Below are 24,696 nucleotides of genomic sequence, written 5' to 3'. Positions count from 1 at the left end.
CTCAGGCCTCGGACGGCATGTGCCGCCCATGCACCAGCCAGTTGTCCCCTGCCTGCCAGCGCGCGGCCCAGGCGGGCAGCTGGTCGGCGGGCATGGGCCGGGCGATGCCGTAGCCCTGGGCCACGTGGCAGCCCATTTCGCGCAGGCGGCGCGCATGCCTGGGGGTTTCCACGCCTTCGGCCACGGATTCGAGCTGGAAGGTGCTGGCCAGCTGGATCACGCCTTCAACGATGCCCAGGTCGTCCGGGTCGGCCAGCATGTCGCGCACAAAGCTCTGGTCGATCTTCAGCGACTGCACGGGCAGCTTGCGCAGGTAGGTGAGCGAGGAGTAGCCGGTGCCGAAGTCGTCCAGCGCAAAGCGTATGCCCAGCTGCCGGCACTGCCCCATCACCTGGATGGCCTGCTCCATGTCGGCAATGGCGGCGCTTTCCAGGATTTCCAGCTCGATCAGGTGCGGCGGCAGTTCGGGATGCCGGGCCAGCACCTGGGCCATGGTGGCGTGGAAGCCGCCATCCAGAAGCTGGTTGGCGCTGACGTTGATGCTCACGCACAGGTCCAGGCCCTGGTCGAGCCAGCGTGCCGCCTGGGCCACGGCCTCGCCGATGACCCAGTCGCCCAGCGGTCGCTCCAGGTCGCTGCCCGCGATGAAGGGCAGGAACTCGGCCGGCGAGCGCAGGCCCTGGCGCGGGTCGTGCCAGCGCAGCAGGGCCTCGGCGCCCACCAGCCTGCCGCCACCCAGCTCCACCTTGGGCTGGTAGTGCAGCAGGAATTCGCCCTGCTCCAGCGCACGGCGCAGCCAGCCCAGCTGCAGGCGGCGCGCATCGGCCTTGCGGTCGTTTTCCGGGTCGAACAGCTGGTAGCGGTTGCGCCCGGCCTGCTTGGCCACGCACATGGCCTGGTCGGCATGGCGCAGCAGCAGGTCGGGGTCGGCCTGGTCGTCGGGGTAGAGGCTGACACCCACGCTGGCGGTCACGGTCAGCACCCGGTCCTGCACGGGCACGGGGCGGCTGGCCGCCTCCAGCACCCGGTCGAGGATGGAGGTGCAGTGCTCGACCGAGCCGATCTGCGACAGCAGCAGCACGAACTCGTCGCCACCGAGCCGGGCCAGCGTGTCCTCGGAGCGCAGCACGCTCTTGAGGTGCTCGGCCACGCCCACCAGCAGCGCATCGCCGGTTGCAACGCCGTGCAGGTCGTTGATTTCCTTGAAGCCGTCCAGGTCCAGAAAGCACACGGCCAGGGAGCGCCCCTCGCGCGCCGTGCGCAGCATGGCCTGGTTGAGCCGCTCGACCAGCAGGCGGCGGTTGGGCAGTCCGGTCAGCAGGTCGTAGTGGGTGACGCGGTCGAGCTCGGCCTCATGGGCCTTGATGTGGCTGATGTCGGTGAAGACGCCGATGTAGTGCTCGATCTCGCCGCCGGCACCCTGCGCGGCGGAGATGGACAGCATCTCGGCGAAGATCTCGCCCGATTTGCGGCGGTTCCAGATCTCGCCGTGCCAGAAGCCGTCGCGCGCGATGCAGGCCCAGATCTGCCGGTAGAACTCCGGCCCGTGCAGGCCCGAGGACAGCACGCGCGGCGTCTGGCCGATCACCTCCTCGGGCGCATAGCCGGTGATGCGGGTGAAGGCCGGGTTGACGCGCGTGATGCGCCGCGCCGGATCGACCACCATGATGCCCTGGTGGCTGCTGTCGAACACCACGGCGGCCTGGGCCAGCTCGCGCTCGAAGCGCTTGCGCTCGGTGATGTCCCGGGAGATGCCGAACAGGCCTGCGATGTGGCCTGCCGTATTGCGCACCGGGCCCTTGGTGACCAGGAGGTCCAGCGTCCTGCCCGGCTCCACCGTCAGCTGCTCCTCATGCGTGGCCACCTCCTGTCGCAGCACAGCCTGGTCCTTCCTGCGGATGGCGCTGGCGATGCCGAAGGGAAAGAGCGCGAAGTCGTCCTTGCCCACGATGTCTTCGGCCTGCCGGCCCACCAGGCTGGCGGCGGCCCGGTTGACCAGCAGATAGCGCCCGCGCAGGTCCTTCACGAAGACGGCATCCGAGGTGCCGGAGATCACCGAGTCCAGCAGCTGCCGCTGCATGTTGGCCTTGCGCAGCGAACGCTGCAGCGTCTCGGCCAGCACGCTCACGGCCAGGCCGTTGACGGCCACCACCCCCCATTGCGCCCAGTCGCGCACGGCGACGCCGTCCGTCTGGTCCAGGCTGTAGGCCGCAAAGGCCGTGGCCAGCAGGCCCGGCCCCAGGCCGCCGATCAGCGCACTGACCAGCACGGGCAGCATGAACAGCAGCAGCAGCGAGCGTTCACCGAAATGGCTGGCCAGCGTGCTGCTGGCGGCCAGCACGGCCAGGCTCATGGCCAGGGCAAACAGATAGGAGGCCCAGACCGGGAAACGGCGCGGCCCCATTTCCTGGGTGATGGCGGAGGCGCCGCCGCTGTGCGCGGCCGGCACCGAGCACAGCGCGAAGAACAGCAGGAAGTCCGTGGCCAGCACAAAGAACAGCCCCTTGGCGACGGAAAGCCAGCCGATATCCGCACTGCCTGCCAACGCGAACAACAGCTTGTCGGACAGAATGATCCAGGCGAATGCGAGCAATCCGTAGCTCACCGTGATCAGTCCGATAAATCGGCGTCTTGCTGATTTGGCCATTTCAGCGTGGCACTCCCTGTGTATATGGCTGTCCGGAATTATTGCCAATCCCTGCTGGCAATCGCGTCGTCATTCGCCGAAAACAGGGGGCAATAAAACCATTTGCCGCGCACTCGCTCATTCATAGAGAAATTGCATCGCAGGCCTTTTCCGCCGGATGCGGGAATATCTGTCCGGCCCCTTTTCCCGGTCCGGCCGCCAACTCATTCCGGGCACTGGCGGCAGGGCTGCTGCTCGGTGCGGGCGGCCTCGGCATGCAGCCAGGCCAGGAAGGCCGCCACGGCGGGGCGCCGGGCGTTGCGCGCGGGGTAGACGGCAAAGTGGGCCTTGACGCGCAGGGCCCGGTCCATGCCGAAGGGGGCCACCAGCCGGCCGTCGGCAATGTGGCCGCCCGCGTTCATGGCGCTTTCCAGCGCCACGCCCAGGCCCTGCGTGGCCGCGTCCAGCGACATCTGGGCGCGGTCGAAGCGCACGGCAAAGCGCTCTGGCGCGCGCAGCTGCGAGAACGCCTGGAACCAGTCCGACCACTGGACGATGCTGACGTTGCTCTGGATCAGCGGCACATGCAGCAACTGCTGCACGCGCTGCAGCCCATGCTCGGCCACGAACGCGGGGCTGGCCAGCGGCAGGATGTGCTCCTCGAACAGGGGCTCCACCTCCAGCTCTGGCCATTGCGCAATGCCGTAGCGGATGTCGATATCGGCCTGGCCCAGCGCGAAGTCGCTGTGCGAATGCGCAGCCGACAGGTTCAGCGCAATGTGCGGGCAGGCCCGTGCGAAGTCCCGCAGCCGGGGCATGAGCCAGAGGCTGGCGATGCTGGGCGCGCAGTGCACGTAGAGGCTGTTGCTCATGCTGTGGCGCAGGTCCTCGGTGGCCGAGACGATGGCCGCCAGCGCGCCGCCCACGCGTTCCAGGTAGGCCTGCCCCGGGCGGCTCAGGCGCACGCCATGCGCGCTGCGCTCGAACAGGCGCACGCCCAGCTGCGCCTCCAGCTTGGCCACCTGGTGGCTGACGGCCGAGGCCGTCAGGTGCAGCTCGGAGGCGGCCAGCGCGAAGCTGCGCCGGCGCGCCACGGCCTCGAAGGCCTGCAGGTGGGCACTGCTGGGAATGGATGCCATGGCAAGTTCCTCGAAGACGCGGGCAGCTCACGGGCAGACCCCGGGAGACCCCGTACGTGAGCTGAAGAACTGTCATCTTAGGCTGATGAAACATCGTTTGTCTTCATGCTCGTGACAGCCCAAGAGGGCTGCATCCACCACCACTACAGCGGAGACAGGCACATGCTGCTCAAGGACAGGGTCGCCATCATCACCGGCGGCGCAGGGATCAACGGACTCGGTTTTGCCACGGCGCGCCAGATGGCCGCCCAGGGGGCCCGCGTGGCCATCCTCGACCTGGAGCGGGCCGACCCGGCCGGCGCGGCCGCGCGGCTGGGCGAAGGGCACCTGGGGCTGGTGGCCGACGTGACGGACAAGCCCTCGTGCGAGGCGGCGGCCGCCGCCGTGCTGCGCGCCTTCGGCCGCATCGACGCGCTGGTCAACAACGCGGGCATCACGCAGGCCGTGGGCACGCTGGAGATCGGCGGGGCCGACTACGACCGCGTGCTCGACGTGAGCCTGCGCGGCACGCTGTACATGTCCCAGGCCGTGCTGCCGGCCATGCGCAGGCAGCAAGCGGGCGCCATCGTCTGCATCTCTTCCGTCTCGGCCCAGCGCGGCGGCGGCATCTTCGGCGGGCCGCACTATTCGGCCGCCAAGGCCGGCGTGCTGGGGCTGGCCCGCGCCATGGCGCGCGAGTTCGGCGCCGAGGGCATACGCATCAACTGCGTCACGCCGGGCCTGATCGAGACCGATATCACCCAGGGCAAGCTCGGCCCCGAGCGCAAGCGCGAGATCTCCGCCACGACTCCGCTGGCCCGCCTGGGCCGCGCCGACGATGTGGCCGGCGCCTGCGTATTCCTGGCCAGCGACCTGGCCGCCTATTGCACGGGCATCACGCTCGATGTGAACGGCGGGATGCTCATCCACTGAGCCCCGCGCGCCTGGCCATGGCCTGCATGGCCGCACACAACCCAAGCAAAGGAGACAAGACCATGCAAAGCACGCTTTTCCACCGCGCCGCCCTGGCCGCCTGCGCCCTGCTGCTGCCGGCCCTGGCCTGTGCCCAGGCCGTCAAGCTCACGCTGGGGCACGGCGCCGCGCCCGACAATCCGCGCCACCTGGCATCGCTGAAGTTCGCCGAGCTGGTGAAGGCGCGCAGCGCGGGCCGCATCGAGGTGCAGGTCGCCCCCTCGGCCCAGCTGGGCGACGACGCGGCCATGGTCACGGCCCTGCGCACGGGCGCGCTGGACCTGTCGGCCAATTCCCAGGGCGCGGTGGCCGCGGCCGTGCCCGAGTACGCGGCCTATGGCATGCCGTTTCTCTTCGCCACGCCGGCCCGTGCCTTCCAGGTGCTGGACGGGCCGCTGGGCCGGGAGCTGGCCGACAAATCGGCCGCCAAGGGCATGGTGGTGCTGGGCTACTGGGACAACGGCATACGCCACATGACCAACAGCAAGCGGCCCCTGCGCAGCGTGGACGATCTCAAGGGCCTGAAGATGCGCACGCCGCCCGACGCGGTGCTGGTGGACATCATCCAGGCCCTGGGCGCCGAGGCCCAGCAGATCAAGTTCGCCGAGCTGTACGTGGCCCTGCAGCAGGGCGTGGTCGACGGCCAGGAAAACCCGCTGGCCAACTTCCACGCCAGCAAGCTGTACGAGGTGCAAAAGCACCTGGCGCTGACGGGCCACATGTTCCAGATGACGCCGCTGATCATGGGCAAGCGCAGCTGGGACCGGCTGCCGGCCGCCGACCGCACGCTGCTGGCCGAGGCCGCGCAGGAGGCCACGGCCTACCAGCGCCAGCTGGCGCGCGAGGCCGACGACAAGCTGCTGGACAACCTCCGCGCCAAGGGCGTGGAGGTGAGCACCATCGACGCGCGGGCCTTCGCCCAGGCCACGGCCAAGGTGCAGGACAAGTGGCTGGCCAGCCCTGCGGGCCCCTATATCGCCAAGGTCGTCAAGGCCGCAGGCGCGCAGTCAAGCGCAGGGAGCCATCCATGAACCTCATCGAACGCCTGGTCACGGGCCTGTGCCGCGCCGTGCTGTGGACCAGCACCCTGGTGATCTTCGTGATCCTGGTGTGCAACACCGCCCTGCGCTATGCCAGCGGCACCAGCCTGCAGTGGGCCAACGAGGTGCCCGAGCTGCTGTTTCCCTGGCTGGTGATGTCGGGCGTGGTGCTGGCCGCCGCCCATGGCGCCCACATCACCACCAGCTTCCTGGTCGAGGCCCTGCCGGCCCGCGTGCAGCGCGCCACGGCCGTGCTGGGCTGGCTGGCCGTGGCCGCCCTGTACGCCACGCTGGCCTGGTCCACGCTGAACATGCTGGAGATCGTGCATGACGAGCGCAGCCAGATCCTGGGCATTCCCGGCTCGCTGACCTATGGCTGCGTGATGGTGGGCATGGCCTTGCTGGCCCTGCTGGCCCTGCAGTCGGCCTGGCGCGCCTGCGTGGCGGGCAGGGACCGGGTATCCGCGCAGGCCGGTGCCGCTGGTGCGTCTGCCGAACCGGCCCGGCCCGTGGCCGGCGCGCACTGGTGAAGGGAGGGTGCCATGTCCTTCATCATGCTTTTCGTCTTCATGGCGGGTGCCGTGATCGCCATGCCCATTGCGCATGCGCTGCTCATGGGCGCCATGGCGGCGGCGGCCACCTCGGACCGCGTGCCGCTGGACCTGCTGGTGCAGCAGATGGTGGCCCAGGTGCAGAGCTTTCCGCTGATCGCCATCCCGTTCTTCATGCTCACCGGCTCGCTGATGATGGGCGGGCGCCTGGGCGAGGCCCTGGTGGGCGTGCTGTCGGCGCTGATAGGGCGCTTTCACGGCGGGCCGGCCCAGGTGGGGGTGATGTCGTCCACGCTGTTCGGCGGGGTGTCGGGCTCGGCCGTGGCCGACGCCTCGGCCATCGGATCGCTGATGATCCCGTGGCACAGGCGGCTGGGCTATCCGCCCGCGTTCTCGGCGGCCACGCTGGCGGCGGCGGCCACCATCGACATCCTGATCCCGCCGTCGATCCCCATGATCCTGTTCGCGCTCAGCGCCAATGCATCGATTGCGGCGCTGTTCGTGGCGGGCATCGTGCCGGGGCTGCTGATGTGCGCGGGCTTCATGGGCGTGTGCTGGTGGGTGGGCCACAGGCGCGGCTTTCCGCGCGACACCACGCCCTTCGCCTGGCCCGCCTTCCGGCGCCACCTGCTGTACGCCAGCCCGGCCCTGCTGCTGCCGGTGCTGATCATCGTGTTCCTGCGCTTGGGCATCGCCACGCCCACCGAGGTGGCCGTGCTGTCCACGCTGTATGCGGGCCTGGTGTCGGCCGTGGTGTACAGCGACCTGGGCTGGCGCCGGCTCAACGATGCGGTGGTGCATGCGGGCCTGGCCACGGGCGTGGTGCTGCTGGTGATCATGGCCTCGGCGGCCATCGGCTGGCTGCTGACCTTCGACCGCATGCCCGATGGCATCGTCCAGTGGGTGCAGTCGCATGTGCATTCAGCCTGGCTGGTGATCGTGCTGATGAACCTGCTGATGCTCTTCATCGGCATGTTCATCGACCTGCCGGCCGCCGTGCTGCTGCTCACGCCGGTGTTCGTGCCGCTGGCCCAGAGCATCGGCATGGACATGACCCAGCTGGGAATCATGATGGTCGTGAACCTGGCCCTGGGGCTGTACACGCCGCCCGTGGGCACGACGCTGTTCATCACGAGTTCGCTGGCCCGGGTCAAGGTGGGCCAGACCGTGCGCGAGCTGATTCCCTTCTACCTGGTGGCGCTGGCGGTGCTGGCGCTGGTGTCCTATGTGCCGGCCAGCATCCTGCGCTGAGCCGCGCGCCCTTCCATCCCGAGGAGACGATGCATGAACCAAGAACCACTGCAACAGCGCCTGGACCGGCTCGCGGCCTGTGCCTGGCGCATACGCCGCCGCGCCCTGCAAATGGGCGAGGTGCAGGGCCAGGGCTACATAGGCCAGGCCCTGGGCTGGGCCGATGTGCTGGCCGTGGCCTATGGCGACGCGCTGCGGCTGCGGCCCGATGAACCCGGGTGGGAGGGCCGCGACCGCTTCCTGCTCTCGCACGGCCACTACGCCATCGCCTTCTACGCGGCCCTGGCCGAGGCGGGCATCCTGTCCGACGAGGAACTCCAGACCTATGGCAGCGATGACAGCCGCCTGCCCATGTCGGGCATGGCCAGCTACACGCCGGGCATGGAGATTTCGGGCGGCTCGCTGGGCCAGGGCCTGCCGATCGCCGTGGGCATGGCGCTGGCGCTGCGCCACAAGGGCAGCGATGCCTTTGTCTACAACTCCATGTCCGACGGCGAGCTGGACGAGGGCTCGACCTGGGAGGCCGCGCTGTCCGCCGCCCACCACGGCCTGGGCCGGCTGATCTGCCTGGTGGACGTGAACAACCAGCAGGCCGATGGCCCGTCCACGCGCATGCTGGGCTTCGAGCCGCTGGCCGACAAATGGGCCGCCTTCGGCTGGCATGTGCAGCGCGTGGACGGCAACGACCTGGCCCAGGTGGTGCAGGCCTTCGACGCGGCACGGGCGCTGGCCGAGGACCGGCCCCGCGTCATCCTCTGCGACACGCTGATGGGCAAGGGCGTGCCCTTCCTGGAGCAGCGCGAGAAGAACCATTTCATCCGCGTCGATCCGCCCGAGTGGCAGCAGGCCCTAGCCATCCTGGACGCATCGCAACCCCTGGAGCCCGCCCTGCCATGAACATGCCTCTTGCCATCCCCAAGCCCCGGCCGACCACCTCGGCCATGATTGCCTCCATCGCGGCCGAAGGGCAGCGCGTGCAGGCCGCGCCCTTCGGCAAGGCGCTGGTGGAGCTGGCCGCCAGCCGGCCCGATGTGGTGGGCATGACGGCCGACCTGGCCAAGTACACCGACCTGCACCTGTTCGCCCAGGCCCACCCCGAGCGCTTCTTCCAGATGGGCATGGCCGAGCAGTTGCTCATGGCCGCCGCCGGCGGCATGGCCAAGGAGGGGCTCACGCCCTTTGCCACCACCTATGCCGTCTTCGGCACGCGCCGGGCCTATGACTTCATCCACCAGGTGATTGCCGAGGACAACCTGGACGTCAAGATCTGCTGCGCCCTGCCCGGCCTGACCACGGGCTACGGCCCCAGCCACCAGGCCACGGACGATCTGGCCATGATGCGGGCCGTGCCGGGGCTGACCATCGTCGATCCCTGCGATGCACTGGACATCACCCAGGCCGTGCCCCAGATCGCGGCGCACCGCGGCCCCGTCTACATGCGGCTGCTGCGCGGCAACGTGCCGCTGGTGCTGGACGAGTACGACTACCGGTTCGAGCTGGGCAAGGCCAAGATGCTGCGCGAGGGCCGCGAGGTGCTCATCATCTGCAGCGGCTTCATGACCATGCGCGCGCTGGAGGCCGCCCAGCTGCTGGCCACGGACAACGTGGGCGCCGCCGTGCTGCACTGCGCCACCATCAAGCCGCTGGATGTGCAGGCCATCGTGCAGGCCGTGGCCAGCGGGCCGCGCCTGGTGGTGGTGGCGGAGAACCATTCGGTGGTGGGCGGCCTGGGCGAGGCCGTGGCCGGCGCCCTGCTGGAGCGCGATGTGCGGCCCGCGCGCTTTCGGCTGGCGGGCCTGCCCGACGCCTTCCTCGACGCGGGCGCCCTTCCCACGCTGCATGAGCGCTACGGCATCAGCGCCCAGGCGCTGGCAGGGCGCATCCGGCAGTGGCTGGGGTAGGCAAGGCTGCGGTCACGGGGAATCTGTCCGCAGCGCCAGCATATAGCCCATGCCGCGCACCGTGTGCAGCAGCTTGACCGCATAGGGATCGTCGAGCTTGCTGCGCAGCCTGCACACCGCCACGTCCACGGCGTTGTTCAAGGCATCCACGGGCAGGCTCCAGACCTGCTCCACCAATTCGGCACGCGAGACCACATCGCCCTGGCGCTGCAGCAGCAGCCACAGGACGGCGAACTCCTGCCGGGTCAGGTCCAGCCGGCGACCGGCGCGTTCGACCCGCTTCTTGGACAGGTCCAGCACCAGATCCGCCAAAGTCAGGCGCATGCCCTCCCGCCCGGCGGACCCGCGCATGCGCAGCCTTGCGCGGGCCAGGAACACCGGCAGCCTGATGGGCTTGACCAGGTAGTCATCCGCGCCGTGCTGCAGGCAGAACACCTGGTCCTCCAGGCTGTCGTTTGCGGCAACCACGATGGCGGGGGTGCTTGTGGCCCGGCGCAGGGCCTGCAGGACCTCTCGCCCGCTCAACGCGGGCAGGTCCAGGTCCAGCACCACCAGGCTGTAGGCACGGCTCAGTGCCATGTCGCGGCCCTGCCGGCCGTCATGCGCGACGTCCACGTTGAACCCGTCCTGGCACAGGCCCTGGCACAGGTACTGCGCCGATGGAGGATGGGCGTCCACGATCAGGACTTTCATGCTCGCTCCTTTGACCGCACGGCAAGGCTCAGGCCAGCACCTGCCTGAGCATCTGCTGCTGCCGTCGCGCCCATTTCGTGCCGACGCGGATGGCCTCGCGCTGCCGGGAGGAGGCGGAGGCGAAAAAGACCGTCTCGCTGATCTGCAGCCGGTGGAACAAGCGCCGCAACTGAAGCGAACGTGCCCGCAGCGATCCTTCCGGCACCAGGGATTCCTGGCGCTGCGCCGAGAACAGGAAAGCGGCCTGCTCCAGGCAGCAGCGGGCCTCGGGCGTGGTCGCTGGCACGGCCCGGGGCTCGCACAGCCGTGCCTTCGCCACAAAGGGGTTGTGGCCCACCACCAGGCCCCAGGGCCGCATGGCGGTCAAGGGATCGACCGACAGCGCCTCCTGCTTGGTGAGACCGAATGCCCGCGCCAGGCGCAGCCGCATGGCCAGCCGCGGCGCATCGGGCCGCACCGCCTCGATGGCCGTGAGCGCCTCCTCGTCGCCCCCGTCCACGGGCAGCAGCAACGAGCGCAGCAGCAGCCCGGCCTGCTCGTCGTCCTTGGCCGCCGCGGCATGGAGCAGGGCCACGCCCTGCTCCATGGATTCGATGCGTGTGGCGTCACGCAGCACCAGCGCACCCAGGCGGCGCTGGGCCTCCGCCAGGCCGTGCCGCGCCGCCTTCTCCAGGCAAAAGCGCGCCAGCGTGGGATTGGCCACCGAACTGCGGTAGTCGGAACACAGGCGAAACAGGTGCAGCCAGGCGACGGCGATGCCGCCATCGGCGGCGCGCAGCAGCAGGGCTGCCGCCTTGCGCAGGTTCTGCGCGTGCACGAGGTTGTCTGGCGCAAGGTGAGCGCAGGACTGGCCGGAAAGCGCCCGCCCCAGCGCATGGCAGGCGTGCAGGTCGCCATCGGCGGCGCAGCGCTCCAGGCTGCTTTCTATCCAGCCCACCGCCAGCCGCCCCAGGCCATGGCCTGCCATCTCCGCCTGGTGAACCAGGTCGGCGATCAGCTGCTGTATGGCGGGACAGGCAGCGGCATGGGGCAGATCGCCCAGGAGCTCCAGCATCTGCACTGCGCGTGGCGACTGGCCCATGGCCATGGCCTGGCGGGCTTCGCTGGCCATGACCTCGGCAATGTCCTGCGGCTGTACGGCGCGCAGGATCTGCAGGACCTGCAGCAGCTCGCCGCAGGTGAGCGCGGATGCGCCGCCTGCCCCGTGGCACGGAAGGGAAGCGCTGCACCGGCCCAGGCATTCCAGCGCCAGATCGAGTTCCCCCCGGATGAGATGCCATGCGGCGAGCTTCTGGCGCCCGACATCCTCGTACTGCGCAGCGATCCTCAAAGGCTCCAGCAGCCCGTGCTCCAGCAACTGCCTCAGCGGCAGATGCAGGGCCATGCAGACCGAGGCCTGGCGCCTGGCCTGGGGCAGTGCGGCCTGCAGGTAGCCGAGCCCCACGGAAATGCTTCTGGGCACGCCCGGCCCCCCTGCCAGATAGGCCTCCCCGAGCTGAAGCCTGGCCCCCGTGTCCCCTCTTCTTGCCAGCATCCTCAGCTTGACATCCTCGCGACGCATTTTCGCCCCCCGCCTATCTTTCAATACCCACCCACAGCCGCATCAGCGATACGACACGGATTATTTTTATTTCACCGGAGTCAATCCCCTGAATGCTATCAATGCCCAACATCCATACACCCGACAGCAAAGTGACATTCAAGACATTTTGAAGAAAGGTAACTGTCATGAATGGCAGCCCCTCCCGTCTGGTGTTGGCGGGGTGGAACAGGTTTTGCACGAAAAGCCTGTGAATGGCTTGCCATGCCCTGCCCATTTCTTTTCAAGACCGAATGCGATCGCCTGCGGATTCTAGTATTTACCACAGCATCCGTTTTGAAAATGGATGCGCATGGAATCCACCATTCAATACAAGGATCAGGCATGAAATTCAATCGCATATTGGCGGCGGCATTGCCCGTCATTTCGCTGGCGGCCAGCGCGCAGTCATCCATCACCCTGTTCGGCATCGTAGACGTCAATGCGCGCTACGTGAGGAACAGCGACCTGCCTGGCAACCTGACCATGAACAACAGCGGCCTGGCCTCCGGGCGGCTGGGATTTCGCGGCGACGAGGATCTGGGCGGCGGACTGAGGGCCGGCTTCTGGCTGGAGTCGGACGTCAATGCCGACACGGGCACGTTCAGCTCCACGGGCAAGTTCTTCCAGCGCCGTTCCACCGTGAGCCTGTCGGGAGGTTTCGGCGAAGTGCGCCTGGGCCGCGACCTTTCGCCGGCTTCGGCACATACCTACAAATACGATCCGTTCGGTGTGATCGGACTGGGCGGTTCCGCCGTGGCAAGCCGCATGCCGGACGGCTTCTCACCGTCCTACTACCGCCGCGACAACGCGATCCAGTACCTCTCGCCCAGCCTCTGGGGCCTGCGTGCGGAATTCATGTACGCCATGGACGAGAACCCATCGAGCAACGTGGGCCGCCACGTGGCAGGCCGGGTGCACTACGAAAACGGTCCATTGAGCCTGTCGCTGTCCTATGGCACGACCGACATCGGCGCCGCCGGCGCCAAGTTCAGGCAGTATGGCGCGGGCGCCTCGTACGACTTCGGTTTCGCCAAGCTCATGGGCCACTTCCAGCGGGAGGACCTGCCTTTCGGCACCTACGGCAGCAGCACCATGGGCTCCGAGGACCGCTGGCTGCTGGGCATGACGGTTCCCGTGGGCAGCGGCCATCTCCGCGCCTCCTATGTGCGTACCGATTCGCGCAAGGGTCCGGTGGCATTCAATGGCAGCGATGCGAACAAATATGCCATCGGCTATGTGCATGATCTGTCGCGCCGCACGGCCTTGTATGGAACCGTGGCCCGCATATCCAACAAGGGCAATGCGAATTTCGCCCTGTCGGGCGGTGCACCGGGGCTTGCTCCCAAGGGCACGTCAACGGGTGCGGAAGTGGGCATACGCCACAGTTTCTGATTTCCTTTCCGGGATTATTCCCGCCAGCGTTGCAAAACCGCTGGCGGCAGGCCGGGCAATGCCCTTTTTCCGCATTCACCAAACCATTGCCACGGCCTGCCCATCCATCCATGTTCCGTTTGAATTGAAAATCCCATTTGCGCCAAGGAGCATTTCATGAAAAACATCAATGCCCTGTATATCGCAGGCATTTTTCTTGCCTGCCCAATGGCCCATGCGGACACTTTTCCCAACGGTCAATCGCATTACGGCTCGCCCGCGCCTGCAGGCTCCTACCGTAGCGTCGATCTGTCGCAGACGACGCCCATCAACGTCACCTGCGGCGAAACCCTCAATTTCACCAGCAAGGGCAGGACATTCGCGTGGAAGGTCAGCTCCATCCGGCACAGCCATGTGCCGGTGGCGCGCTTTGCGCCGCCCGGTTTCGACACGCAGGGCCGCAGCATCTTCGTCATGCCCGCAGAGCACGAGCGAGGCGGCTGAAGGGGCCGCGTCGCTGCGGCCTGCGCTGCGCAGAATCCAACTCAACGCAATTCGACGCAGCAACGAAAAGGGCCCGCAATTCGCGGGCCCTTTTTTGCTGGAGGCAGGCCGAAGCTCAGGCCGCCAGGGCGCCGCGCATGGCGTCGATCACGGCCTTGTAGTCGGGCTTGCCGAAGATGGCGCTGCCGGCCACGAAGGTGTCGGCACCGGCATCGGCCACGCGGCGGATGTTGGTTTCCTTGATGCCGCCGTCCACCTCCAGGCGGATGTCGCGGCCGCTGGCCTCGATGCGCTTGCGCGCGGCCTCGATCTTGCGCAGCGTGCTGTCGATGAAGCTCTGGCCGCCGAAGCCGGGGTTCACGCTCATCAGCAAGATGAGGTCGATGTCGTCGATGACCCAGTCCAGCACGTCCAGCGAGGCGGCCGGGTTGAACACCAGGCCCGGCTTGGCGCCCTGGGCACGGATGTTCTGGATGCTGCGGTGCACGTGGGCCGTGGCATCGGGGTGGAAGCTGATGTAGTCGGCGCCGGCCTTGGCGAAGGCCGTGGCCAGTTCGTCCACGGGCGTGACCATCAGGTGCACGTCGACGGGCACGGGCTGGCCGTCGGGCGTCTTCGCATGGGGCTTCAGGGCCTCGCAGATCATGGGACCGAACGTGAGGTTGGGCACGTAGTGGTTGTCCATCACGTCGAAGTGGATCCAGTCGGCGCCGGAGGCGATCACATTCTTGACCTCGTCACCCAGACGGGCGAAGTCGGCAGACAGGATGGAGGGGGCGATGCGGTAGGTGGGGCTCATGGCCTGCGATTGTCGCAGCTAGCCCATACCGGCACCAGCGACGGCACAAAGCCATGGGCGGCGGCGCGTGGGGACGTTCGCAAGCCGGTACATTGCGGGCAGTTACCATTGCCGCCATGCCCATGAACGAGTTCCAGGTCCAGGTCCGCCCCGCCTTTTTGCCAGAGCAATCCGCTCCAGCGGCAGGCGTGTACGCCTTCTCCTACACGATCACCGTGACCAATACCGGCCAGGTGCCGGGCCAGTTGATCGCGCGCCACTGGATCATCACCAACGAACTGGGCCATGTCGAAGAGGTCAAGGGCCTGGGGGTGATCGGCCGCCAGCCGCTGCTGCAGCCCGGCGAGACCTTCGAGTACACCAGCGGCTGCCAGCTGCGCACGCCCAACGGCAGCATGCAGGGCACCTATCTGTGCATCAGCCACGAGGGCGAAGTCTTCGAGTGCCCCATCCCGCGCTTTCATCTGCAGTCGGGCGCTGGCGGCGACAGCTTTCCAGACCCTGACAACCGCGTGCTGCACTGAGCGCGTTCCTCGGGGGAGGCGCTAGTCTTCCGCCCTGCCGCAAGACCCCTACATGAAGCGAATCACCCAAGACCTGCCCGGCCTTCTGGCCGCACTCGACCCCGAGGCCGACCTCGCGCACCGCCATATCTGGCTGATCCACCTGCTGGAGTGGGTGCGCGCGCCCAAGCCGTCGGTGGACGGCGCGGTGCAGCGCGTGCAGTTGCTGGTGGAGGCCGTGGAGGCCGATCCGGCCGTGCGCCAGCGCCTGCATGCGTGGTGGCTGCGCTTCATCGATACCGTGGACATCACGGCGCTGCTGGCCGATTTCGGCTTTGCGCCGCGCACCAACATGTTCAGCGAGCTGTCCGAGCGCGTGCGCTACAAGCTGCTGCCCAGCACGCCGGAGACGGTGGATGCCTCCGAGCTGTTCATGCTGGCCATGCCCGACGAATTCGACGCGCGCTGGCTGCACGCGCTGGAGGCGCCGCTGCTCGAACGCATCGCACTGCTGCTGACCGATGGCAGCGAGGGCCAGGGCAGCAGCTTCTGGCAGAACAGCCTGCTGGGCTCCATCACCTATTGCACGGGACAGATCCTGTCCACGGGCTTCTCGCCCGAGCTGCGCCTGCGCATGGACGAGCAGGCGCGCGACGACCAGCCCTTCCACGCCCTGATCCACGATGCGGAAAGCCTGCGCGTGGAGGTGCTGCACGCGCTGCGCACCAACGACCGGCGCGACGCGGCCGAGGCCCGGCTGCGCGAACGGCTGGATGCCTGCCGCGCAGCCGTGACATCGGTGTACGCGCATTTCGAGTCCGAAGGCATTTCGGTGGGCCTGGTGTTTCGCCTGCGCCAGCTGCGCGCGCGCATCCTGCGCGTCAGGCGCCTGCTCGACTGCCTGCTGGCCGACAACCGCGCCACCGAGACGGCCGACCTGCTGGCCAACCTGGTGTCCGTGGGCATCGAGCGGCGCAGCCTGCGCGCCCTGCTGGCCACCAATACCTCGCTGCTGGCCGCCAAGGTGGCCGAGCGCAGCGCCGAGACCGGCGAGCACTACATCACGCGCACGGGCCGGGAGTACCTGTCCATGGTGACCAAGGCCGCCGGCGGCGGCTTCGTGATGGCCTTCACCACGCTGCTCAAGTTCGCGCTCTACGCGCTGGGGCTGTCGGCTTTCTGGGGCGGGCTGGCCGCGGGCATCAACTACTCCATCAGCTTCGTGCTGATCCAGCTGCTGCACTTCACGGTAGCCACCAAGCAGCCGGCCATGACGGCGCCGGCCATGGCCGCCAAGCTCAAGGACCTGCGCGCCAGCGAGGCCATCGAGGAATTCGTGGACGAGGTCGCGCACCTGGTGCGCTCCCAGGTGGCGGCCGTGCTGGGCAACGTGCTGGTGGTGCTGCCCATGGTGCTGCTGCTGTCGCTGGGCTATGCCCAGCTGTTCGGCCACACGCCCATCGACGAGCCGCATGCGATTGCCGTGCTCGATTCGCTGAGCCTGCTGGGCCTGTCGCCGCTGTTCGCTGCCTTCACGGGCGTGCTGCTGTTTGCCAGCAGCCTGATCGCGGGCTGGGCCGAGAACTGGTTCGTGCTGCGCCGGCTGGACTCGGTGATCCGCTACAACCCCGGCATCACGCGCTGGCTGGGCGCCGGGCGCGCGGATCGCTGGGCGCATTTCTGGCGCAAGAACATCTCGGGCTTTGCTGCCAATGTCTCGCTGGGCATGATGCTGGGCCTGGTGCCGGCCTTCGCGGCCTTCTTCGGCCTGGGGCTGGAGGTGCGCCACGTCACGCTGTCGGCCGGCCAGATCGGGGCCGCCATGGCCGCCCTGGGCTGGGAGGTTCTGCACTCCGACATGTTCTGGTGGGCGATTGCCCTACTGCCCATCAATGGCGCGTTGAACGTCACTGTCAGCTTTTATCTGGCATTCCGCGTTGCGCTGAGGGCACACAATGTCAGCGGAGTCGACCGCTCGCGCATCTATTCGGCCATCCGCCGCCGTCTGCGCACAGCGCCGCTGAGTTTCTTCCGCCCCTGAGCCTGCGGGACCTCGGGAACCACGCGGAACCCACGTGCTGGCGTGCCCGCCCGGCCTTGCAGCCTGGCAGTCACGCCAGTGGATCGCCAACGAAGTGTCCCCGTGCCAGGCGCACGGGACGCGGGCTTGCCCGCGCCGCAGGGAAGGCCTTGCGGAGCTTCGCTTGCGGGCCACTGGCTCGCGCAAAGGACGTCGCTGATGAATGACATGCTGAGCTTCTGGGAACCGTGGCTGCGGCCTTCGGCCGGGCTGGCCACGGTTCAGTGGTCCCTGCTGCTGGCCGTGGCCACCATGGTCGGCTATGCCTGCCAGCGCCATGCCGCCCTGCCCAAGGTGGTCGGCTACTCGCTGGTCGGCGGCATTGCCGGGTTGATCGGCTTTGGGGCCAACACCACCTGGCCGCTGCAGGGCACGGGGCTGTTCCTGCTGGAGCTGGGCGTGGCCATCGTGCTGTTCGAATGCGGCGGGCGCATCACGCTGCGCTGGTTCCGCCACAACCCCATGGTGCTGGTGCAAAGCGTGGCCGAGTCCGCGCTGACCTACGTGCTGGTCTCCCTGGTGCTGGGCTGGCTGGGCATGGCCCCCGAAGTGGCCGGGCCGCTGGCCCTGGTGGCCATGGCGGCCTCGCCCCTGGTGCTGACGCGCGTGGTGGCCGACATGCGTGCCGCAGGCGCCGTGACCGATCGCGGCCTGGTGCTGTCCACCCTGTCCACGCTGTATGCGCTGGCCCTGGGCAGCGCCAAGGCGGGCATGCTGACGCAGCCCAAGGCAGGCTTCGTGGCCTCGATCATGCCGGTGCTGGTGGTCTTGGGCGTCTCGGTGGCCGTGGCCCTGGTGCTGGCCGTGCTGATGCGCCTGGCGCTGCGCTTCATGAGCCCGGCCAGCGAGAACACCTCCATCCTCTTTCTCACCCTGATTTCGGCCAGCGTACCGCTGACCTCGTACCTGGGCGGCTCGGCGCCGCTGGCGGCGCTGCTGGGCGGCATCCTGCTCAAGCAGTTCAACCCGCGCCCCTGGGCCTGGCCGCGCCAACTGGGCACGGCGGCCTCGCTGCTGACCATGCTGATGTTCGTGCTGGTCTCCACCGTGGCCGCACAGGCCGACTGGAGCGCGCCGGTGGCCGGCGTGGTGGGCGCCGTGATCCTGGCGCGCCTGGTCGCCAAGACCCTGGGCGTGGCCGTGGGCAATGTGGGCACGGGCGCCAACTGGCGCCAGGCCTTCTGGGTGGGCTGCGCCATGGCGCCCATGTCATCGGTGGCGCTGCTGATCGCCTCGCAGTTCGTGGCCGCCGCGCCCGAGCTGGGCGCGCAGATCGCAGGCGTGGCCCTGCCCACCATTTTGGTGATGGAGGTGCTGGGCGCCGCCCTGGCCACCGTGGCCATCTACCGCTCCGGCGAAAGCTCCCGTCCCTGGAAGCCGCTGAGCCGCTCGAACACCGCAGGAGATGAACGTGAGTCTTGAAGCCTTCAACTCGTCCGAACCGCTGACCCTGGGCGTGGAGCTGGAACTGCAGCTGGTCAACACCCACGACTACGACCTGGCCCCCTACGCCGAGGACATGCTGCGCCTCATGCTCAAGAACCCGCTGCCCGGCAGCGTGGTGCCCGAGATGACGAACAGCATGATCGAGATCTCCACCAGCGTCTGCCATTCGGCCTCGGAGGTGCTGGGCCAGCTCAGCCAGATCCGCGATGCCCTGGTCAAAAGCGCCGACAAGCTCAACATCGCCGTGGTGGGCGGCGGCACCCACCCCTTCCAGCAGTGGCATGAGCGGCGCATCTACGACAAGCCGCGCTTCCAGGAGCTGTCGCAGCTGTACGGCTACCTGTCCAAGCAGTTCACCATCTTCGGCCAGCACGTGCACATCGGCTGCCCCGACGCCGATGCGGCGCTGCTGATGCTGCACCGCATGTCGCGCTACATCCCGCATTTCATTGCGCTGTCGGCCTCCAGCCCCTATGTGCAGGGCCATGACACGGCCTTCGACTCGGCGCGGCTGAACTCGGTGTTCGCCTTTCCGCTGTCGGGCCGCGCGCCCTGCGTGCTGCACTGGAGCGAGTTCGAGCAGTACTTCGACAAGATGACGCGCACGGGCGTGGTCAAGAGCATGAAGGACTTCTACTGGGACATCCGGCCCAAGCCCGAGTTCGGCACCATCGAGATCCGCGTGTTCGACACGCCGCTGACCATCGAGCGGGCAGCCGCCCTGTCCGGCTACGTGCAGGCGCTGGCCGCCTGGTTCATGGACACCCAGCCCTTCACGCCCGTGGAGGACGACTACCTGGTCTACACCTACAACCGCTTCCAGGCCTGCCGCTTCGGCCTGGAGGCCGTGTACGTGGACCCGGCCACGGGCGAGCACATGCCGCTGGCCGACCACATCCTCAAGACCATGGATGCCGTGGCCGACTACGCGGCCCGCCATGGCGCCGCGCCCGCCCTGCACCTGCTGCGCAGCGACGTGGCCGCCGGCAGCAACGATGCCCGCTGGCTGCGCGAACGCCAGCGCAGCGAGCAGCTGCTGGCCGAGGTCTCGCGCCAGGCGGCCATGCGCTTTCGCGGCCAGGCCGTCTGAGGCCTGCGTTCAGCGCAGGCTCAAGGCAGCACCGCCGCCGCACGCGCGGCGGTGATCTGCGCGTCGGCGTCGCGCTGCAGCAGCAGGCGCTGGCGCACCAGGTCCTGGGCCGCCGCCGTGACGGCGCTCACGTAGCCGGCCTGGTCGACATACAGCTCCTCCAGTGACGGCCGCCCGTCACCGGCCGCCAGCCGCGCCGCGCGCGTCTTGTGGAAGGGGATGAAGCTGCCCGTGAGGTTGGACAGGTCCACGATGCCCGGCGTGGCCACGTAGTTGAACTCCATGCTGGTGCCCAGCGGTGCCCGCGCTTCCACGCTGCGGATGCCTGCGCGCGTGAGGCCGGTGGCCGCATCGACCTGGGGCACGAGGATGGCGTAGTCCTTGCCCGTGGCGCGCGGCGGCTGCAGCGTGGCGATGCCGCTTTCGTCCTGCGGCACGTACTGCGGGCCGAAGTCGAGCAGCGCAAAGCCGTTGTGGCGTGCCAGGTAGCGGAACTCGGGGATGGCGGTCTGCACGCCGCCCACGCTCCAGCTCAGGCCCTTCATGGCGGGAAAGACCAGCTTGTCGGGCCGCACCAGGGTGCCGTCGGCCAGCCTGGGCACCTGGCTGGCCGGCGGCTCGGTGCCGCGCACCACCCAGTCCTCCAGCGCGATGAACAGCGCGCGGAAGGTGTCGTTGAAGTGCACCACGGTGCCGGCCGGATAGACATTGCGCGTGGGCGCATAGCCGATGCTGGCCGTGCCGCCTGCGCCGCCGTGCTGGGTGCTGGCGTAGTAGTAGATGCGCGCATTGGCGGGCTGGGCGATGTCGCGCAGGCCGTTGGCATCGGTCAGCACGGGCGAGCCCTGCAGCTGCCAGAACTCCGTGCCGGACAGGCCCAGGAAGAACTTGGGGCAGGTGTTGCTGGCTTCGCAGCGCTTCATCACGCCGCCCTGGCGGCCGCTGACCTCGTCGCTGTAGTCCTTGTCCAGGCCGCGCGGCGCGGTCTGGCCAAAGGCCGTGTGGTCGGTGCGCAGGCCGCCCCCGCCGCCGGGCACGGCAAAGCGCGTGTTGATGTTGGTCTGGCGCGCGGCCACGTGGGCATACATGCCGTCGAAGACCTTGCCGCCATCGAGCGCCTGGTTGAAGCCCAGGTGCAGGAAGGTCTTCATGGCATTGCCCGACTGCGAGGTGCCCTGGCCGATGGTGTGCGTGATGCGCCCGGCCAGCGGATTGGCCTTGCCGTCGGCATCGGCCGCCTTGGCGCGGAAGAAGCTCACCGTATCGCGCAGCGCGGCCAGGCCCACGCCCATGACCTTGGGGTCCTTGGCCACATAGACCAGCTCGTAGAGGTACTGCGGGTCGAACCCGCCCTTCAGGCAGACATTGGTGGCGCTGGGTGTGCCGGGGAAGGGATTGGCGGCGGCATCGCAGCTGGCGAACTTCCAGTCGCCCGCAGGCACGGTCTGGCGCGCATCGGTTTCGTTGATGCGGCGCGTGAGCGAGTAGCCGGCCTGCGTGTTGTCCAGGCTGGCGGGCTCGTAGGGGATCATGGTCCCGTTGAACACGCCGCCGGGCAGGGCCATGGAGGGCACGGCGGCGGCCGGGACCAGCTCGGTGCGGTAGCTGCCCGTGATGCTGCTGCCGTCCTTGTTGCGGGCCACGGGCACGGTGACCGTCAGGCGCGCTGGCGTGGACTTGGGCACATCGCCCTGCCAGGCCGAGTACAGCAGCACGTAGCCGCGCTCCAGGTAGACCGCATCGCCGGGCGTGGCCGTGGGGTTGGGCATGGTCAGGATGTTGCCGCGATTGGGCGCGTCATAGCGCAGCACACCGCTGGCCTTGGACATGTCCTTGGGCTTGAGCATGACGAAGTCGGTGCTGTACTCCACCATGCCGCGCGCATTGAGGGGCGCCAGCGCCAGGTCCTGGATCACGGCGTTCTTCGGGTCGGCCGGGTCCAGCTCGCCGCGCAGCACGCCGGTGACTTTTTCGTAGGCGCCGACACTGCCGTAGCTGCCGGCAAAGTCCTCGGTGGCGCTGATGCTCAGCTGCATGCGCGGCGCCTGCGAACCGGCAGGCGAGTCACTGCCGCCGCAGGCGGTCAGCAGGCCGGATGCGGCCAGGGCAAGGGCCAGTGGATGGGTGGATCTGATGTGCATGTTGTCTCCTTGGGGTCATGGCACAGGCAAGGCTGCGCCCTGGCCGCCGTGCATTGCGGCGGCCTAGGGCGGTTCGGAAAAAAAGGAACGGGAGAGCGGGGAACGGGAGAGCGGGGGAGCGGCCTACTCGGGCTGGATGCCGGCGGCCTTGATCACCTGGCCCCACTTCTGGGTCTCGGCGGCCTGGAAGGCGGCCAGTTCCTGCGGTGTGGCCGTCCAGCCCTGGGAGCCGGACATGTCGAAGAAGGACTTGGCGCCCGCGCTGTGCACGGCGTCGGACAGCAGGCGGTTCAGGCGGGCCACCACGGCCTCGGGCGTGCCGGCCGGCGCATAGGCGGCGAACCAGTAGCCCATGTCATAGCCCTTGACGCCGGCTTCCTCCAGCGTGGGCACCTCGGGCAGCTGCGGGCTGCGCTGGGTGGTGGAGTAGCCCAGGGCGCGCAGCTTGCCCGACTTGACCTGGGGCACGCCGGTGGAGGTGTCGGTGATCATCAGGTCGATCTGGCCGCCCAGCAGGTCGGTGATGGCCAGCGGATTGCTCTTGTAGGGCACGTGCATCAGGTCCACGCCGGCCAGCTGCTTGAGCATTTCACCGGCCACGCGGCTGGAGGAGCTGCCGCTGCCGAACGACAGCTTGCCCGGCTGCTTCTTCGCCGCCGCCAGCAGATCGCCCACGTTCCTGTACGGCGCATCGGCGCGCACCACCAGCACCTGGCCGCCCTTGCCCAGCCCGGCCACGGGCGCGAAGTCCTTGACCGCGTCATAGGGCAGCTTCTTGTACAGATGCTGGTTGGCCGCGTGCGTGGTGTTGGTGGTGATCAGCACCGTGTAGCCATCGGCCGCCGAGCGCGCCACCTGCTGGGCCGCGATCATGCCGCTGGCGCCGCCCTTGTTCTCAACCACCACGGCCTGCTTGGTCGCCGTGGTCACGGCCTGGCCCAGCGCCCGTGCCAGCTGGTCGGTGGCGCTGCCGGCCGCAAACGGCACGACGAAGGTGATGGGCTTGGACGGATAGTCCTGTGCCAGGGCCGGTGCGGCGGCGGCTGCGGCCAGCGCGCAGGCGGCCAGCGCGAGCACATGGCGGCGGGGGAAGTTGTGCGAAAGGTTCATGTCTGTCTCCTTTGTTGTGATGAATGTGTGACGGGCGGGTCCTGCCGGCTACTCCGGCGCCAGGTGGGGCAGCAGCGAAGCCGGTATGTGGACCTGCATCTGTAGCAGCCAGTACGACAGCGCCTTGCCGTGGCTGTCGAGGTTGAGCGCATCGTTGACGCCGCCGTCCAGCACCGCGTCCAGCACCCAGTTCATGGCCTGCAGGCGCTGCAGCACGAAGCGCTGCACGCGCGCAGGGCGCCGGGCGGCGAAGTGCGCGGCCACGCGCTCTTCGGTGATCTGCTCCACCAGCACGGGCCAGCAGGCGGCATTCCAGGCGATGAGGCTGATGTTGGAGCGGTTGCCCTTGTCCCCCGTGCGCCCGTGCGCCAGGCGGTACAACGGCACGGTGACGGGCATCGTGGTTGGCAGTGTGTTCATGCGGCGTGCTCCCCGGCCTCTTTCTCGACCCCTTTATCGACCCCTTTGTCGGCCTCTTCCTCGGCCCACTTCCACCCGGTGGCGATGCTCTGCTGCGCCAGCAGGCAGGACACCGTGCCCAGCCGCGCGCGCAGCGCCGTGCGCACGCCGCCGCCGCCGGCCGGCCCGCAGGTGTACAGCGCATTGACCTCGCGCGGCAGGCGCCGCGCCTGGGCCTGCGTGGGGCGCAGCCAGGCGGCGCGCAGGCGCACGTCCTGGGGGGCGGCTGCGCCGGCCGGCTGCGCGTCGCGCCAGCGGCCGGCGTCGTCGCCCAGCACGCTGGCCACGCCGATCCAGTCCAGGCGCAGGTCGCCTGCGGCCTCGCCGCCCAGGCGCTCGCGCAGCACCTCGCCGGCCAGCCGGGCGCGCTCCAGGGCGCGCGGGCCGGCATAGGAGATCTCGCCCTCGGCCAGCCAGCCCGAGGCATGGCAGACATTGACCTTGTAGTGGCCGTTGTGCGCATGGCCGCGCACGCCGCTCAGGCGCACGGCGTCAGGCCCCACCTGGTGCACCTCGGCCTCGGACAGGTCGGCCACCACGTCGGGCGTCAGATAGGCGGCCGGGTCGTGCACCTCGTACAGCAGCTGTTCCTTGACCGTGCGTTCGCTGACCAGGCCGCCCGTGCCTTCGGGCTTGGTGATGGTGCAGTCGCCCGAGGGCTCGATGATGGCGATGGGATAGCCCAGCCGCGCCAGGCCCTGCACGTCCTTGAAGCCCGGGTCGGCGAAGTAGCCGCCCGTGACCTGGGCGCCGCATTCCAGCAGGTGGCCGGCCATGGTGGCGCGCGCCAGGCGGTCCCAGTCGTCCCAGGCCCAGCCGAAATGCGCCATGGCCGGCCCCAGGGTCAGCGAGGGGTCGGACACGCGGCCGGCCACCACGATCTCGGCGCCGGCCTGCAGGGCCTCGGCAATCGCGCGCGCGCCGATGTAGGCGTTGGCACTGACCAGCGAATCCTCGGGGAACTCCGCGCCCAGCGCGGCCCGCAGCGCCCCGCGGTACGCCGGGCCGCTGACATCGTCGCCATGCACCACGGCGATGCGCGGCACGCGCAGGCCCAGGCGCTGCGCCAGCCGCTGGATGCAGCGCGCCGCGCCTTCGGGGTTGGCGGCACCGAAATTGCTGACGATGCGTATGCCATGCGCCAGGCAGTCGGCCAGCACGGGCTCCAGCAGGTCCTCCAGCAGGGGTTCGTAGCCCGCGTCGGGCTGCTCGCGCCGCGCGAGCTGGGCCAGCGCCAGCGTGCGCTCGGCCAGGGTCTCGAAGATCAGGCAGGCGCTCTGGCCGCTGGCCGCCAGGGCGCGCACCACGGGCGCGGCGGCATCGGTGCGGTCGCCCGAGAAGCCGGCTGCGCAGCCCACCCACAGCGGGGGCCTGTCCGGGGCAAGAGAGGGTTCCAGGTTGTCCATGAGAGCCAATGTAGGCAGCCGCTGCTAATCTGTGAAATCGATTGTTCGGATCG

Annotated in this window: 22 protein-coding genes; 12 read left to right on the top strand and 10 right to left on the bottom strand. The window is 68.8% G+C overall.

The features are described 5' to 3' along the window. Window position 1: 1 nt before the first annotated feature. Complete coding sequence (locus HFGMBDPB_RS14735) at window positions 2-2,593, bottom strand: putative bifunctional diguanylate cyclase/phosphodiesterase (RefSeq protein WP_223275343.1); 2,592 nt, start codon at window positions 2,591-2,593, stop codon at window positions 2-4. Window positions 2,594-2,850: 257 nt separating this feature from the next. Next, window positions 2,851-3,765 carry a LysR substrate-binding domain-containing protein gene (locus HFGMBDPB_RS14730; protein WP_016450592.1) on the bottom strand — a complete coding sequence of 305 codons (915 nt, stop codon included), beginning with the start codon at window positions 3,763-3,765 and terminating at the stop codon, window positions 2,851-2,853. A 162-nt stretch (window positions 3,766-3,927) separates the two neighbouring features. Here HFGMBDPB_RS14730 and HFGMBDPB_RS14725 point away from each other — a divergent pair, with 162 nt between their 5' ends. From HFGMBDPB_RS14725 to HFGMBDPB_RS14700, 6 genes are all read left to right on the top strand, one after another. Continuing rightward, the gene (locus HFGMBDPB_RS14725; protein WP_212645668.1) at window positions 3,928-4,677 is read left to right on the top strand and encodes an SDR family NAD(P)-dependent oxidoreductase; all 750 of its coding nucleotides are present in this window, start codon (window positions 3,928-3,930) and stop codon (window positions 4,675-4,677) included. A 62-nt stretch (window positions 4,678-4,739) separates the two neighbouring features. Next, on the top strand, window positions 4,740-5,747 hold the full coding sequence (locus HFGMBDPB_RS14720; RefSeq protein ID WP_212645646.1) for a TRAP transporter substrate-binding protein: 1,008 nt from the start codon (window positions 4,740-4,742) through the stop codon (window positions 5,745-5,747). Then, on the top strand, window positions 5,744-6,286 hold the full coding sequence (locus HFGMBDPB_RS14715) for a TRAP transporter small permease (protein ID WP_212645645.1): 543 nt from the start codon (window positions 5,744-5,746) through the stop codon (window positions 6,284-6,286). Before HFGMBDPB_RS14720 ends, HFGMBDPB_RS14715 begins: the two co-directional genes overlap by 4 nt. A 12-nt stretch (window positions 6,287-6,298) precedes the next feature. Then, window positions 6,299-7,558, top strand: coding sequence for a TRAP transporter large permease (locus tag HFGMBDPB_RS14710; protein WP_212645644.1), 1,260 nt, complete (start codon window positions 6,299-6,301; stop codon window positions 7,556-7,558). 33 nt (window positions 7,559-7,591) lie between these two features. Further along, complete coding sequence (locus HFGMBDPB_RS14705) at window positions 7,592-8,455, top strand: transketolase (protein WP_209803279.1); 864 nt, start codon at window positions 7,592-7,594, stop codon at window positions 8,453-8,455. Beyond that, window positions 8,452-9,459 (top strand): transketolase family protein, encoded by a 1,008-nt coding sequence (locus HFGMBDPB_RS14700; protein ID WP_212645643.1) that lies wholly within the window; start codon window positions 8,452-8,454, stop codon window positions 9,457-9,459. Before HFGMBDPB_RS14705 ends, HFGMBDPB_RS14700 begins: the two co-directional genes overlap by 4 nt. Window positions 9,460-9,471: 12 nt before the next feature. Here HFGMBDPB_RS14700 and HFGMBDPB_RS14695 read toward each other — a convergent pair whose 3' ends face one another. From HFGMBDPB_RS14695 to HFGMBDPB_RS14685, 3 genes are all read right to left on the bottom strand, one after another. Next, window positions 9,472-10,152, bottom strand: a complete 681-nt coding sequence (locus HFGMBDPB_RS14695; protein WP_212645642.1) for a winged helix-turn-helix domain-containing protein — start codon at window positions 10,150-10,152, stop codon at window positions 9,472-9,474. Window positions 10,153-10,180: 28 nt separating this feature from the next. Beyond that, window positions 10,181-11,614 carry a hypothetical protein gene (locus tag HFGMBDPB_RS14690; RefSeq protein WP_244387661.1) on the bottom strand — a complete coding sequence of 478 codons (1,434 nt, stop codon included), beginning with the start codon at window positions 11,612-11,614 and terminating at the stop codon, window positions 10,181-10,183. 112 nt (window positions 11,615-11,726) lie between these two features. Continuing rightward, window positions 11,727-11,933: a hypothetical protein gene (locus HFGMBDPB_RS14685; protein ID WP_158528308.1), complete on the bottom strand. Its 207-nt coding sequence runs from the start codon at window positions 11,931-11,933 to the stop codon at window positions 11,727-11,729. Window positions 11,934-12,076: 143 nt separating this feature from the next. On the opposite strand from HFGMBDPB_RS14685, the gene HFGMBDPB_RS14680 reads away from it, so the two are divergent. After that, window positions 12,077-13,126: a porin gene (locus HFGMBDPB_RS14680; protein ID WP_212645641.1), complete on the top strand. Its 1,050-nt coding sequence runs from the start codon at window positions 12,077-12,079 to the stop codon at window positions 13,124-13,126. A gap of 156 nt (window positions 13,127-13,282) precedes the next feature. Further along, entirely contained in the window at window positions 13,283-13,609 is a 327-nt protein-coding gene (locus HFGMBDPB_RS14675) for a CzcE family metal-binding protein (protein WP_212645640.1), read from the top strand. Between the two features lie 115 nt (window positions 13,610-13,724). Here HFGMBDPB_RS14675 and rpe read toward each other — a convergent pair whose 3' ends face one another. Beyond that, the gene (rpe, locus tag HFGMBDPB_RS14670) at window positions 13,725-14,408 is read right to left on the bottom strand and encodes a ribulose-phosphate 3-epimerase (protein WP_016450603.1); all 684 of its coding nucleotides are present in this window, start codon (window positions 14,406-14,408) and stop codon (window positions 13,725-13,727) included. Window positions 14,409-14,524: 116 nt separating this feature from the next. On the opposite strand from rpe, the gene apaG reads away from it, so the two are divergent. The 4 genes from apaG (at window position 14,525) to HFGMBDPB_RS14650 (ending at window position 19,527) form a co-directional block, all read left to right on the top strand. Beyond that, window positions 14,525-14,932: a Co2+/Mg2+ efflux facilitator ApaG/CorD gene (gene apaG, locus HFGMBDPB_RS14665; RefSeq protein ID WP_016450604.1), complete on the top strand. Its 408-nt coding sequence runs from the start codon at window positions 14,525-14,527 to the stop codon at window positions 14,930-14,932. 52 nt (window positions 14,933-14,984) lie between these two features. Next, on the top strand, window positions 14,985-16,952 hold the full coding sequence (tlpB, locus tag HFGMBDPB_RS14660; RefSeq protein WP_061289849.1) for a transporter-like protein TlpB: 1,968 nt from the start codon (window positions 14,985-14,987) through the stop codon (window positions 16,950-16,952). A 198-nt stretch (window positions 16,953-17,150) separates the two neighbouring features. Further along, on the top strand, window positions 17,151-18,413 hold the full coding sequence (locus HFGMBDPB_RS14655) for a cation:proton antiporter (protein ID WP_016450606.1): 1,263 nt from the start codon (window positions 17,151-17,153) through the stop codon (window positions 18,411-18,413). Further along, entirely contained in the window at window positions 18,403-19,527 is a 1,125-nt protein-coding gene (locus HFGMBDPB_RS14650; protein WP_013804717.1) for a YbdK family carboxylate-amine ligase, read from the top strand. Before HFGMBDPB_RS14655 ends, HFGMBDPB_RS14650 begins: the two co-directional genes overlap by 11 nt. A gap of 20 nt (window positions 19,528-19,547) precedes the next feature. Here HFGMBDPB_RS14650 and HFGMBDPB_RS14645 read toward each other — a convergent pair whose 3' ends face one another. The 4 genes from HFGMBDPB_RS14645 to HFGMBDPB_RS14630 all read right to left on the bottom strand — a co-directional run bounded on the left by HFGMBDPB_RS14645 (window position 19,548) and on the right by HFGMBDPB_RS14630 (window position 24,643). Further along, window positions 19,548-21,668 (bottom strand): alpha/beta hydrolase domain-containing protein, encoded by a 2,121-nt coding sequence (locus HFGMBDPB_RS14645; protein ID WP_016450607.1) that lies wholly within the window; start codon window positions 21,666-21,668, stop codon window positions 19,548-19,550. A 123-nt stretch (window positions 21,669-21,791) separates the two neighbouring features. Beyond that, window positions 21,792-22,778, bottom strand: coding sequence for a Bug family tripartite tricarboxylate transporter substrate binding protein (locus tag HFGMBDPB_RS14640; RefSeq protein ID WP_016450608.1), 987 nt, complete (start codon window positions 22,776-22,778; stop codon window positions 21,792-21,794). A 48-nt stretch (window positions 22,779-22,826) separates the two neighbouring features. Further along, window positions 22,827-23,198 carry an AtuA-related protein gene (locus HFGMBDPB_RS14635; protein ID WP_013804720.1) on the bottom strand — a complete coding sequence of 124 codons (372 nt, stop codon included), beginning with the start codon at window positions 23,196-23,198 and terminating at the stop codon, window positions 22,827-22,829. Beyond that, window positions 23,195-24,643, bottom strand: coding sequence for an acyclic terpene utilization AtuA family protein (locus HFGMBDPB_RS14630; RefSeq protein WP_212645639.1), 1,449 nt, complete (start codon window positions 24,641-24,643; stop codon window positions 23,195-23,197). Before HFGMBDPB_RS14630 ends, HFGMBDPB_RS14635 begins: the two co-directional genes overlap by 4 nt. Between the last annotated feature and the right edge of the window lie 53 nt (window positions 24,644-24,696).

Origin of the sequence: Delftia sp. PE138, from assembly GCF_018320755.1 — a bacterium.
Lineage (GTDB): Bacteria > Pseudomonadota > Gammaproteobacteria > Burkholderiales > Burkholderiaceae_C > Comamonas > Comamonas tsuruhatensis.
The sequence above is the reverse complement of the archived record's forward strand: the minus strand, read 5'-3'. Positions and strand labels throughout refer to the sequence as shown.

Coding starts and splice junctions, on each gene's coding strand:
- HFGMBDPB_RS14705 (WP_209803279.1), top strand. CDS start 7,592: ATGAACCAAGAACCACTGCAACAGCGCCTGGACCGGCTCGCGGCCTGT.
- HFGMBDPB_RS14695 (WP_212645642.1), bottom strand. CDS start 10,152: ATGAAAGTCCTGATCGTGGACGCCCATCCTCCATCGGCGCAGTACCTG.
- tlpB (WP_061289849.1), top strand. CDS start 14,985: ATGAAGCGAATCACCCAAGACCTGCCCGGCCTTCTGGCCGCACTCGAC.
- HFGMBDPB_RS14680 (WP_212645641.1), top strand. CDS start 12,077: ATGAAATTCAATCGCATATTGGCGGCGGCATTGCCCGTCATTTCGCTG.
- HFGMBDPB_RS14715 (WP_212645645.1), top strand. CDS start 5,744: ATGAACCTCATCGAACGCCTGGTCACGGGCCTGTGCCGCGCCGTGCTG.
- apaG (WP_016450604.1), top strand. CDS start 14,525: ATGCCCATGAACGAGTTCCAGGTCCAGGTCCGCCCCGCCTTTTTGCCA.
- HFGMBDPB_RS14675 (WP_212645640.1), top strand. CDS start 13,283: ATGAAAAACATCAATGCCCTGTATATCGCAGGCATTTTTCTTGCCTGC.
- HFGMBDPB_RS14725 (WP_212645668.1), top strand. CDS start 3,928: ATGCTGCTCAAGGACAGGGTCGCCATCATCACCGGCGGCGCAGGGATC.
- HFGMBDPB_RS14730 (WP_016450592.1), bottom strand. CDS start 3,765: ATGGCATCCATTCCCAGCAGTGCCCACCTGCAGGCCTTCGAGGCCGTG.
- HFGMBDPB_RS14645 (WP_016450607.1), bottom strand. CDS start 21,668: ATGCACATCAGATCCACCCATCCACTGGCCCTTGCCCTGGCCGCATCC.
- rpe (WP_016450603.1), bottom strand. CDS start 14,408: ATGAGCCCCACCTACCGCATCGCCCCCTCCATCCTGTCTGCCGACTTC.
- HFGMBDPB_RS14655 (WP_016450606.1), top strand. CDS start 17,151: ATGAATGACATGCTGAGCTTCTGGGAACCGTGGCTGCGGCCTTCGGCC.
- HFGMBDPB_RS14700 (WP_212645643.1), top strand. CDS start 8,452: ATGAACATGCCTCTTGCCATCCCCAAGCCCCGGCCGACCACCTCGGCC.
- HFGMBDPB_RS14640 (WP_016450608.1), bottom strand. CDS start 22,778: ATGAACCTTTCGCACAACTTCCCCCGCCGCCATGTGCTCGCGCTGGCC.
- HFGMBDPB_RS14630 (WP_212645639.1), bottom strand. CDS start 24,643: ATGGACAACCTGGAACCCTCTCTTGCCCCGGACAGGCCCCCGCTGTGG.
- HFGMBDPB_RS14710 (WP_212645644.1), top strand. CDS start 6,299: ATGTCCTTCATCATGCTTTTCGTCTTCATGGCGGGTGCCGTGATCGCC.
- HFGMBDPB_RS14720 (WP_212645646.1), top strand. CDS start 4,740: ATGCAAAGCACGCTTTTCCACCGCGCCGCCCTGGCCGCCTGCGCCCTG.
- HFGMBDPB_RS14635 (WP_013804720.1), bottom strand. CDS start 23,198: ATGAACACACTGCCAACCACGATGCCCGTCACCGTGCCGTTGTACCGC.